The following is an 11,130-nucleotide window of genomic DNA, read 5'->3' as shown; positions in this document are numbered from 1 at the left end:
AGCCATGCTTGCGTAGCCAGACCAGTACCGTGGACCGGCCCTGAATGCCGTAGCGCCGTTGAGCCTCTTTATAACTCAACTCGCCCTTTTCGACCTGGTCTACGACCGATAATTTAAAGGCTAGCGTGTAGTCACGCTGGCTCCGCCTTTTGCCCGAATCCATTGACTCCTCCTGAATATAGGCCAGAAGGCGTAAACCTTATTCAGGACGGGACAGCGTCCAAAAAAAAGCCCCGTCGACCGGGGCTTTTTTGTGGCGGTGTGGCGAGGCTTACTTGTTTTTCGGGCGTTTGCTCGACGCGTGGCCTGCTTCATCCACAAACACTTCAGCTACGGCAATCGCCTGGCTCTCGGTCGCAAATGTTCCGGCAACGCTGTCGCCGTGAAAATTGATCAAGTGCCAGCCGTCTGCACGCTGCGTGATCAGGTAGCCGTTTACACCTTTGGGTTCTGACATCTATTGGCAATCTCGTGGTCTGATTCAAGGCGGCCATGATACCGGCAAACGGCTAGGGGGGGGCGCAAGTTGTTGCAGGTCAGTGCCAGGCGGCGAAAAGCGTGCTAAAACCATTGCAGCCCTTTTAAATAAAGGGGGGGCGGGTGTGTTTCGTCTGATCGTGGGCAACCCCTTTGCAAGATCAGCGGAACTTACGCCGACATTTTTTCTCTATGATGACATCGCAACGCCAGCAGGACCCATTGTAAGGTGACTGCGGCCTGATTAGACTGCGCCGAATTCCGTACGCACAGCCCTTTGTAAGGACTCATATGATCAAGAAATGCTTGTTCCCAGCAGCCGGTTACGGCACTCGCTTCTTGCCAGCGACCAAAGCCATGCCCAAAGAGATGCTGCCGGTGGTGAACAAGCCACTGATTCAGTACGGCGTGGAAGAAGCCCTGGATGCCGGCCTGAACGAGATCTCCATCGTTACCGGCCGCGGCAAACGCGCCCTGGAAGACCACTTCGACATCAGCTATGAGCTGGAAAACCAGATCAAAGGCACCGATAAGGAAAAATACCTGGTCGGCATCCGTAAATTGCTCGACGAGTGCTCGTTCTCCTACACCCGTCAAACTCAGATGAAAGGCCTCGGCCACGCTATCCTTACCGGTCGCCCGCTGATCGGTGACGAACCGTTCGCCGTGGTTCTGGCGGATGACCTGTGTGTGAACCTGGAAGGTGATGGTGTGCTGACCCAGATGGTCAAGCTCTACCAGAAATACCGCTGCACCATCGTTGCGGTGATGGAAGTCAACCCAACCGAAACCAACAAGTACGGTGTTATCGCCGGCGACGATATTGGCGATGGCTTGATCCGCGTGCGTGACATGGTCGAGAAGCCAGCGCCGGAAGATGCTCCGTCGAACCTGGCGATCATCGGTCGTTACATCCTCACCCCGGACATCTTCAAGCTGATCGAAGAAACCGAGCCGGGCAAGGGTGGCGAAATCCAGATCACCGATGCACTGTTGAAGCAAGCCAAAGACGGTTGCGTAATTGCCTACAAGTTCAAAGGGCAGCGTTTTGACTGCGGTGGCGCCGAAGGCTACATCGAAGCAACCAACTTCTGCTACGAGCACTTCTACAAGACTGGCAAGGCCTACTGATTCACGCTTGCCGCACTGTTTCAAGAGAAAGCCACCTTCGGGTGGCTTTTTCGTTTTTCAGCCCCATGTAAGTCGGTATGCTGGTGTTCTGCCGAGGAGAGTGAAATGGCCTACGATTTTGACCTGTATGTAATTGGCGCCGGTTCCGGCGGTGTTCGTGCGGCGCGCTTTGCCGCAGGCTTCGGTGCCAAGGTGGCCGTTGCGGAAAGCCGCTATCTGGGCGGCACCTGTGTGAACGTCGGCTGCGTGCCGAAAAAGCTGTTGGTGTACGGCGCGCATTTTGCCGAAGACTTCGAGCAAGCCAGTGGTTTCGGTTGGTCATTGGGCGAAGCGAACTTTGACTGGGCAACCCTGATTGCCAACAAGGATCGCGAGATCAACCGCCTTAATGGCATCTATCGCAACCTGCTGGTCAACAGCGGGGTGACCCTGCATGAAGGCCATGCGCGTCTGGTAGATGCGCATCAGGTAGAGATTAACGGCGAGCGCTTTACTGCCAGGCACATCCTGATCGCTACCGGCGGCTGGCCGCAGATCCCGGAAATTCCAGGGCATGAACACGCGATCGGTTCCAATGAGGCGTTCTTTCTTAAAGAGCTACCCAAGCGCGTACTGGTGGTGGGTGGTGGTTACATTGCAGTGGAATTCGCCGGAATTTTCCATGGTTTGGGTGCCAACACCACCTTGCTGTATCGCGGCGACCTGTTCTTGCGCGGCTTCGACGGTTCGGTGCGCACCCACCTGAAGGAAGAACTGACCAAGCGCGGGCTGGACCTGCAGTTCAATGCCGATATCGAGCGCATCGACAAGCAAGCCGACGGTAGCCTCAAGGCCACCTTGAAGGATGGCCGCGTGCTGGAAGCCGACTGTGTGTTCTATGCTACCGGCCGCCGCCCGATGCTCGACAACCTGGGGCTGGAAAATACCGGTGTGAAGTTGGACGAGCGCGGCTTCGTTGAGGTGGACGATATTTACCAGACCGCCGAACCATCGATCCTGGCCATTGGCGATGTGATTGGTCGGGTGCAACTGACGCCGGTCGCCCTGGCTGAAGGCATGGCCGTGGCGCGGCGCCTGTTCAAGCCTGAGCAGTACCGTGCGGTGGATTACGCCAACATCGCAACGGCGGTGTTCAGCCTGCCGAATATCGGCACCGTCGGGCTGACGGAAGAAGACGCGCGCAAGCAAGGCCGCAACGTGCAGATCTTTGAAAGCCGTTTCCGACCGATGAAGCTGACCTTGACCGATTGCCAGGAAAAGACCCTGATGAAGCTGGTGGTCGATGCCGACACCGACAAGGTCTTGGGCTGCCACATGGTCGGTCCGGATGCAGGCGAAATCGTGCAGGGGCTGGCGATCGCGCTCAAGGCGGGCGCGACCAAACAGCATTTCGACGAGACCATCGGCGTGCACCCGACGGCGGCCGAAGAGTTCGTCACCATGCGCACGCCTGTGGCCGATTGATCAGGAAGGTTGTGCTGTCTCTGGCGCCGTTGCAACGGCGGCGGCCAGGCGCAGCGCGTCGATGCTGGCCTGGGCCTTGATCAGGTCCAGTTCCAGTGCCTTGTTGCGCTGCTGATTTTCAAGTAGCGCCTCCTGGCGTGCCTGACTGTCCAGTGCTGCAACCCGCAGGCGCTCCTGAAGCAGGGCGCGCTCGCTGTCGATCTTGCTCAGATGCTCATTGAGCTTGAGTTGTGCGGCCTGATCCTTGCGGGTCTGATCCTGCAATGCGTTCAGTTCCTTGGTGGTCACTCGCTGCTCAATCAGCAGGCGTTCATTATCGCGATGCAGTTGGGTGATTTCATCCTGGCGTACGAGTGCGCTTTGCTGAGCCTGGCGCAATTCGGCTTGAACCTGCTGCAGCTGGCCTTCATGGCGACGCTGCTCTTGCTCGCGCTGTTCCTTTATCGCGTTGCGGTAATGCTCAAGCGCGTCGCGTGCGTGCAGGTGTTTCTCTTCCAGTGAGCGAATCTGTTCGTCCTTGTCGTTGATCCGCAACTCGTAATCACTGCACGCCTGGCTCAACCCGGCGTTACGGGTTTGCTCGGTTTGCAGGCTGGTGCTGACGGTTTGCAGCGCAGCGCTTTCTTCCGCCAGGGCTGCGGCCTGGATATCAAATTGCTGCTTGAGCTGAGTGTGTGCCTCTTCAAGCGCCTCAACCTGGGCGAGCAGGGCGGTTTTCTGCTGTTCAAATTGCGCCAGCGCCAAGTCAATCGGCTCCTGAGCCTTCTCTTTCAGGCGCTGGGCCAGACGTGCAACCAGCTCGCCTAGCTCGTCGTCAATCGGCGCCTCGGTAATGGTCAGCCGGGTTTCACTTTCGTCCAGCTCCTTCAAATAGCGATGAATAGTGGTTTTGGAACCGGTATTACCCATCTCGATCCGTACTGCGTCGATGCTGGGGTTTTCGCCGCGGGCAAGGATTGCCAAGCGTGCCGTTTGAACTACTGCTTTGTTTATGCCGCCGCGAGCCATGGAGTCTCCGTCGATTTAGTACTGTGGTACATGGTATGTATATACATACTTTAGCACGTATAAAAAATCGTTGAAATTCATGATTCAACAGATGGGATATTGGCGTATTATCCCGTGTCATAACGGTTTTAACCGCCACTTCCCCTGACGGCAGTACGAAACGACACCCATGAGCGAGCTGGATCGATATCTCAACGCTGCGACCCGCGACAACACGCGCCGCAGCTACCGTGCGGCGATCGAGCACTTCGAAGTGAGTTGGGGAGGGTTTCTGCCGGCCACCAGCGACAGCGTGGCGCGTTATCTGGTGGCGCACGCCGGAGTGTTGGCGGTGAACACCTTGAAACTGCGGCTTTCGGCACTGGCGCAGTGGCATACCAGCCAGGGCTTTGCCGATCCGACGAAAGCGCCCGTGGTGCGCAAGGTGCTCAAGGGGATTCGTGCCGTGCATCCAGCGCGCGAGCGGCAGGCAGAGCCTTTGCAGCTACAGCATCTTGAGCAGGTCGTCACTTCACTGGCGCTTGAAGCAAGCCAGGCCAGCGAAAACCAGGACCAGCCCCGATTGCTGCGCGCCAAGCGTGACACTGCGCTGATCCTGCTGGGCTTTTGGCGGGGGTTTCGCAGTGATGAGCTGTGCCGATTAAGCATTGAGCACGTCCAGGCTGTGCCCGGCGCCGGGATCAGCCTGTACCTACCGCGTAGCAAAGGCGATCGGGAAAACCTGGGCAAGACGTACCAGACGCCAGCGCTGCTGCGCCTGTGCCCGGTGCAAGCTTACAGCGACTGGCTCAGCGCCTCGGCGCTGGTTCGCGGCCCGGTCTTTCGCGGCATCGACCGTTGGGGCAACCTGGGCGAGGAGGGGCTGCATCCCAATAGTGTCATCCCATTATTGCGCCAGGCCCTGGAACGTGCAGGCATCCCCGCCGAGCAATACACCAGCCACTCCCTGCGGCGCGGCTTTGCCACCTGGGCCCATCGCAGTGGCTGGGACTTGAAGTCGCTGATGAGTTACGTCGGGTGGAACGACATGAAATCCGCCATGCGCTATGTTGAAGCGACGCCGTTTCTCGGCATGACCCTGGCCACCCAGCCGTTGATTTGAAATTTCTTCTATTAATACCGCCACTTGATAGAGAAAGCCAATCATCAGCATCAGGTTTGCCAATGGGCCATCGACCGAAAGAGTCGGTAGGATTCATCTCATCAACTTCTTAACCCCTGACGGAGAGTCAACGATGCCTATCATCAACAGCCAAGTAAAACCGTTTAAAGCCACCGCTTTCAAAAACGGCAGCTTCCTGGATGTGACCGACGCTGACCTGAAAGGCAAGTGGTCGGTAGTGTTCTTCTACCCAGCCGACTTTACCTTCGTTTGCCCAACCGAACTGGAAGACCTGGCTGACAACTACGCCGAATTCCAGAAACTGGGCGTCGAAATCTACAGCGTGTCCACCGACACCCATTTTGCCCACGCTGCCTGGCACAACACTTCGCCAGCCATCGGCAAAATCCAGTACACCATGATCGGTGACCCAACCCTGACCATCTCCCGCAACTTTGACGTGCTGATCGAAGAAGCTGGCTTGGCTGACCGCGGTACTTTCGTGATCAACCCGGAAGGTCAGATCAAGATCGTCGAACTGAACGACGGTGGTGTTGGCCGTGATGCTTCCGAGCTGCTGCGCAAGATCAAGGCTGCTCAATACGTCGCTGCCCACCCAGGCGAAGTGTGCCCAGCCAAGTGGAAAGAAGGCGAGGCCACTCTGGCTCCGTCCCTGGACCTGGTCGGCAAGATCTAAGTCTGTGAAGACGTATCAAGGGCGGGAATCCGCACTTAAGTAAGCTGCATCCGCCCTCAAAACGCCCGGGCGAGATTCGCTCGGGCGTTTTTTTGTCTGCAATAAACCGAATGAACAGGAAATCGCCCGTATGTTGGACGCCAATCTTAAAGCTCAGTTGAAGTCATACCTGGAACGGGTCACCCAGCCGATCGAGATCGTCGCCTCCCTCGACGACGGCGCGAAATCCCAGGAAATGCTTGCTCTTTTACAGGACGTCATCAGCCTCACCACGCTGATTACCCTGAAAACCGATGGCGATGATGCGCGCAGGCCATCGTTCTCCATCAACCGCCCGGGTGCCGATATCAGCCTGCGCTTCGCCGGCATCCCCATGGGCCATGAATTCACTTCGCTGGTGCTGGCTCTGTTGCAAGTCGGTGGCCACCCGTCGAAGGCCAGTGTCGAAGTGATTGAACAGATCCGCGCCCTTAAAGGTGAGTTCAGCTTCGAGACATACTTTTCGCTGTCGTGCCAGAACTGCCCGGACGTGGTCCAGGCCCTGAACCTGATGGCGGTGCTGAACCCCAATATCCGTCATGTGGCCATCGACGGCGCGCTGTTCCAGGCCGAAGTCGACGAACGCCAGATCATGGCGGTGCCCAGTGTCTACTTGAATGGAGTGAACTTCGGCCAGGGCCGCATGGGCCTGGAAGAAATTCTTGCCAAGCTCGACACTAGCGGCCTCGAAAAAGCCGCCGAGAAAATCAGTGCCAAAGAGGCGTTCGATGTATTGGTTGTCGGCGGCGGCCCAGCCGGTTCCTCGGCGGCCATCTACGCAGCCCGTAAAGGTATCCGTACCGGTGTAGCGGCTGAACGTTTTGGTGGCCAGGTGCTGGACACTATGTCCATCGAGAACTTTATCTCGGTACAGGAAACCGAAGGGCCGAAACTGGCCAGTGCGTTGGAAGCGCATGTGCGTCAGTACGACGTGGACATCATGAACCTGCAGCGCGCCAGCAGCCTGGTGCCGGCGAAAAATGCCGGTGAGTTGCATGAGATTCGCTTCGAAAGCGGTGCGACCCTCAAGTCCAAGACCGTTATCCTGGCCACTGGCGCCCGCTGGAGAGAGATGGGTGTGCCGGGCGAGCAGGAATACAAGGCCAAGGGCGTGTGCTTCTGCCCGCACTGCGATGGGCCGCTGTTCAAGGGCAAGCGCGTTGCGGTGATCGGCGGCGGTAACTCCGGTGTGGAAGCGGCTATTGATTTGGCCGGGATCGTCAACCATGTCACGTTGCTTGAGTTTGACAGCAAGTTGCGCGCCGATGCGGTGCTGCAACGCAAGCTTTACAGCTTGCCGAACGTGGATGTGATTACCAGCGCGCTGACCAGCGAAGTCAAAGGCGATGGTCAGAAAGTCACCGGCCTTGCCTACAAGGATCGCGACAGTGGTGAGTTCAAGACTATCGACCTGGAAGGTATCTTCGTGCAGATCGGTTTGTTGCCCAACACCGACTGGCTCAAAGGCACGGTGGAGTTGACGCCTCGCGGCGAGATCATCGTGGATGCCCGTGGCGAGACTTCACTGCCGGGTGTATTTGCGGCCGGTGACGTCACTACCGTGCCCTACAAGCAGATCGTCATTGCGGTGGGCGAGGGTGCCAAGGCCTCCCTGAGTGCATTCGATCACTTGATTCGCACATCAGCCCCGGCATAAGTGACACGCGAAAAACCAAAAAAGCCCCATGAGCAATCATGGGGCTTTTTTATTCCTGCGTACTGCGCGAGACGCGCCGCGTGTTACATCGGCGCCGGCTGGATGATCTCGACCCAGTAACCATCCGGGTCCTTGATGAAGGCCAGGCTCTTCATGCGGCCATCCGTCAGGCGCTTCTGGAAATCGCAGCCCAGCGCTTCGAAACGCTCGCACGCAGCGACGATATCCGGTACCGAAATACAGATATGGCCAAAGCCACGCGGGTCGGTATTGCCGTTGTGATAGGCAAAGTCGGCGTCGTTTTCGGTGCCGTGGTTATGGGTCAGCTCAAGGATGCCCGGAATCGATTTCATCCACTGGGTGCGCTCGGCGGCGTCGGCCGGGATTTGGGCCTTGTCCACCAGGGCGAGGAAATACAGGCTGAATTCGGCTTCCGGGAAGTCGCGTTTTTCAACCAGGGAGAAACCCAGCACGCGGGTGTAGAAGTCCAGCGATTTGGTGATGTCCTTGACCCGCAACATGGTGTGGTTAAACACAAAATTTGCAGTGGCGGTGTCAGGTTGGGCAGTGACGCCCGGGAAGGTGTTCAGTTCGTGCAGGCTCATGGGCCCTCCAGAAAAAATGGGGCAAAGCGGTCCCTTGGCGTGCGGCAAGCATCCGTGCTGCCGGCTCATGATACGCAAGGGCTACCTGCCGCGCCAAATGAAAAAACGCACGCGGCCCTTGCGAGCGGCGGGTCCGGGGCCGCAAACTTTGCGGCTTGAACCCTGGGCGTTTTTCATAATGATCGAGTTTCGTAAATCGCTGTTGAGTACGTTGTGCCTGATGCTGGGGAGCCCGTTCGTATTGGCGGCCGACCCGGAGATTCATTGGCCCAGCGGCTGGCAGGTCGAAGAAGTCATATCTGACGACGAAGTCCCCGCGAAGGCTCAAACAGTGTCTCGCCAGCGCGCGATCAAAAATGATGAAAACGGCGCAACCCTGATGGTCATGGAGTTGACCGGCACGCCAATTGAAACCGGACATAAAGTTAATCTTCCAGGCGTGTTACTGGAAATGCGCAAATCGATTCAGAAAGATTTCGCCCAGGGCGGTTATCAAAGCGTGTGCAGCAAGATGCATCCTACGACACTGAGTCGCCTTGAAGCGTTGGAGACTACTTGCGTGATAACCGAAAATGGACGGCACGTGTTGTCACAAACATTAGTCGGCGCAGTGGGTACAGATAAGGCCTATGTATTTTCTTACGCGGGCCAGGCGCAAGCCTACGAGGCGAGCAAAGACGAAGTCAGTTCGGTGCGCAACAGCCTGAAACTTTGAATCGACCCTTTTTAGTGGTTTTGAACAAAATGAACGGCTGGTTAAGTTCGCTTTCGAACCGTCAACTGCAAAAAAGCCCCGCATGTGCGGGGCTTTTTTTAGTGCGGGATGATTAACCGCGCAGCCAGGAATCTACCGTGGCAGCGCCGTACTCTTCTTTCCACGCTTTCAGGCCGCGGTGGTTGCCGCCTTTGGTCTCGATCAGCTCACCAGTATGCGGGTTGTGGTAAACCTTGACGACCCGTGCACGGCGCTGCTTTGGCGCTGCGGCGATGGTTGCACCCGCCTTGCGCGGGGCTGGATCAAGAATGGCGATGACATCGCGCAGACTTTTGCCGTAGCTGTCCATCAGCTTTTTGAGCTTTTCTTCGAATTCGATTTCTTTCTTCAAGCCTGCGTCATTCTTCAAGGATTCCAGCTGGGCCAGCTGCTCTTGAAGGGCTTTTTCTGCTGCGCGAAATTCGGCGAGTCTGGACAAAATCTGTACTCCAATAGTGTAGTGGCTGATATCAACTGCAGACAAAGCTATAAGCCAGAAACGTTAACACGACGTCAACGAAGAAGACCCTTCTGCGAGTTCTGCACAGGCAGAAAAATTGTAGTAGTTAATCCCTCTGGAGTAAATCATGTCTTCTGTCCAAATAACAATCTTTCATCGGTTGCCTAACGATTTAATGAACTCATCGCAGGGTAGCGGCTTGCCGAACAGGTAACCTTGTAAGAAATCCACACCTTGGGCGACGAGGTATTCACACTGTTCTGCTGTTTCCACGCCTTCGGCAACAATGCCAAGGTCAAGCTTGGCTGACAGTTCTATGATGCTGTCCAGAATATGCCGTGACAGTGCATCCACACCGATCATGGCGACAAAGCTCTGATCAATCTTCAAGTAGTCGACATTGAAGTTGCGCAAGTAACCGAGGCTGGAATGGCCGGTGCCGAAGTCATCGATCGCGATCATCACCCCCAACTGATGCAGGGCGTCAAACAGTCTGCGGGTGGTCTCGGTGGGCTCGATCAGCTCGCGTTCGGTCAGCTCCAGTACCAAGGTGACCTGGCCGGGCGGGAAGGCTGCGAGAAACTCCTGGCAATCGTTCACCAGTTCGAGGTCCTGGCAATGCCGCGCGGTAATGTTCACGCCAATATGAAAACCGGGGTTGAAGCGTTCGGCATGGGGCGCCAGTTGCGCGGCGGTCTGGCGCAGCAGGGCGCGGGTCATCGGCACGATGAGGCCGGAGTCTTCGGCCAGGGGAATAAACAAATCTGGCCGCACCAGGCCCTCTTTGGGATGTTTCCAGCGCATCAGCACTTCGCAACCGGCCCACTGACGCGTATCACCGCGCACCACGGGTTGGAAGTACGGGATAAATTCGTTGGCGCTTAATGCACGTTGCAGTTCGTGGGTGGGTGCCGACGAGCGTTTTTGCAGCCAATGGGCGAGGATGCCAGCCAGCACACCAAAGAACGCCACCAGGCTGAACACCGCCGGATAGCGGGCCTGCATATAACGCCAGGTTTCCCCGGCAGGCATCCCGGCCTCGACGCTGTAGTGATAGCGCGCCGACGCCAGGTGATGATGCGCCACGGCGAACACGGGCACTGCGTCGTTATGCACTTTGCCGTCGGCATCCAGCCAATTGGGCCCGACTTGCAGCACCAAATAGGCGTAACGACTGATCAGGCGCAAGGCATTGGTGAGGTGGTAGCTGTCGATCGAGGCAAACGCGCCTTGCTCACCCTCCACCAGGCGGTAAACCAGTAACGCAGTATCTGGCGTGACAGGGTTGCCATTCATCAACCACAACCGGCCATCCACATAGTCGTCCGGGTTGACCGGCGATTGGTAGTCGCCGCCAAACAGTGAGCTGCAATAAATGTTTTTCTGCCAGGACAACGTGGTGGCGCGTACGAACGGCCGGCGCGTGACCTGTTCGCGCAGCGCCAGTTTCGCCGCGTTATCGCACGGTTTGCCTGCCAATGGCAGCAAATCCCGGGCGGCGAGGGCGGTATTGTCGAGCATCAAATCGAACTGGCGCACTGCTTCCTGAGCCGTTTGTGTGGTGCTTTGTTCAAGTGTGCGTTCAGCTTGCCAGTAAAGAATCGCGACCCCCAGCAGAATCGGGAGCAGTCCACAGGTTGCGCTGATGACGTAACGTGTGGCTCGGCCTCGTGGGCCTTTGGAGGTCAGGGGCATAGGGACAGTCAGTCGCTGAAAAAAAAGGGTATGTGCCGATG

Annotated in this window: 12 protein-coding genes; 6 read left to right on the top strand and 6 right to left on the bottom strand. The window is 57.2% G+C overall.

Features of this window, described 5'->3' with window-relative positions:
* Together JH25_RS28505 and JH25_RS25915 are read right to left on the bottom strand one after the other, a co-directional pair.
* Positions 1-163: helix-turn-helix domain-containing protein (locus JH25_RS28505; protein WP_032875463.1), on the bottom strand; the 163-nt coding region annotated here is incomplete at its 3' end.
* A gap of 108 nt (positions 164-271) precedes the next feature.
* Positions 272-457, bottom strand: a complete 186-nt coding sequence (locus JH25_RS25915) for a hypothetical protein (protein WP_032875460.1) — start codon at positions 455-457, stop codon at positions 272-274.
* A 311-nt stretch (positions 458-768) separates the two neighbouring features.
* Here JH25_RS25915 and galU point away from each other — a divergent pair, with 311 nt between their 5' ends.
* The gene (gene galU / locus JH25_RS25920; RefSeq protein ID WP_003173830.1) at positions 769-1,608 is read left to right on the top strand and encodes a UTP--glucose-1-phosphate uridylyltransferase GalU; all 840 of its coding nucleotides are present in this window, start codon (positions 769-771) and stop codon (positions 1,606-1,608) included.
* Positions 1,609-1,713: 105 nt separating this feature from the next.
* Entirely contained in the window at positions 1,714-3,072 is a 1,359-nt protein-coding gene (gene gorA, locus JH25_RS25925) for a glutathione-disulfide reductase (RefSeq protein ID WP_032875457.1), read from the top strand.
* Here gorA and JH25_RS25930 read toward each other — a convergent pair whose 3' ends face one another.
* Positions 3,073-4,080, bottom strand: a complete 1,008-nt coding sequence (locus JH25_RS25930; RefSeq protein ID WP_032875454.1) for a DNA-binding protein — start codon at positions 4,078-4,080, stop codon at positions 3,073-3,075.
* Between the two features lie 169 nt (positions 4,081-4,249).
* On the opposite strand from JH25_RS25930, the gene JH25_RS25935 reads away from it, so the two are divergent.
* From JH25_RS25935 to ahpF, 3 genes are all read left to right on the top strand, one after another.
* Positions 4,250-5,182, top strand: a complete 933-nt coding sequence (locus JH25_RS25935) for a site-specific integrase (protein WP_032875451.1) — start codon at positions 4,250-4,252, stop codon at positions 5,180-5,182.
* A 133-nt stretch (positions 5,183-5,315) separates the two neighbouring features.
* A complete protein-coding gene (ahpC, locus tag JH25_RS25940; protein WP_005788226.1) occupies positions 5,316-5,879 on the top strand; it encodes an alkyl hydroperoxide reductase subunit C in 564 nt (187 codons plus the stop codon).
* Between the two features lie 130 nt (positions 5,880-6,009).
* Positions 6,010-7,575, top strand: a complete 1,566-nt coding sequence (gene ahpF / locus JH25_RS25945; protein ID WP_032875448.1) for an alkyl hydroperoxide reductase subunit F — start codon at positions 6,010-6,012, stop codon at positions 7,573-7,575.
* A gap of 83 nt (positions 7,576-7,658) precedes the next feature.
* Here the strand turns inward: ahpF and gloA are convergent, their stop codons facing one another.
* A complete protein-coding gene (gene gloA, locus JH25_RS25950; RefSeq protein WP_005788230.1) occupies positions 7,659-8,180 on the bottom strand; it encodes a lactoylglutathione lyase in 522 nt (173 codons plus the stop codon).
* 178 nt (positions 8,181-8,358) lie between these two features.
* On the opposite strand from gloA, the gene JH25_RS25955 reads away from it, so the two are divergent.
* A complete protein-coding gene (locus JH25_RS25955) occupies positions 8,359-8,895 on the top strand; it encodes a DUF4946 domain-containing protein (RefSeq protein WP_032875446.1) in 537 nt (178 codons plus the stop codon).
* A gap of 112 nt (positions 8,896-9,007) precedes the next feature.
* Here the strand turns inward: JH25_RS25955 and JH25_RS25960 are convergent, their stop codons facing one another.
* Positions 9,008-9,373, bottom strand: coding sequence for a histone-like nucleoid-structuring protein, MvaT/MvaU family (locus JH25_RS25960; RefSeq protein WP_032875443.1), 366 nt, complete (start codon positions 9,371-9,373; stop codon positions 9,008-9,010).
* Positions 9,374-9,547: 174 nt separating this feature from the next.
* Entirely contained in the window at positions 9,548-11,089 is a 1,542-nt protein-coding gene (locus tag JH25_RS25965; RefSeq protein ID WP_032875441.1) for an EAL domain-containing protein, read from the bottom strand.
* Positions 11,090-11,130: the final 41 nt, after the last annotated feature.

Source organism: Pseudomonas sp. BRG-100 (assembly GCF_000737955.1).
GTDB classification, from domain to species: Bacteria; Pseudomonadota; Gammaproteobacteria; order Pseudomonadales; family Pseudomonadaceae; genus Aquipseudomonas; species Aquipseudomonas synxantha_A.
This window is presented reverse-complemented; position numbering and strand designations above follow the sequence as displayed.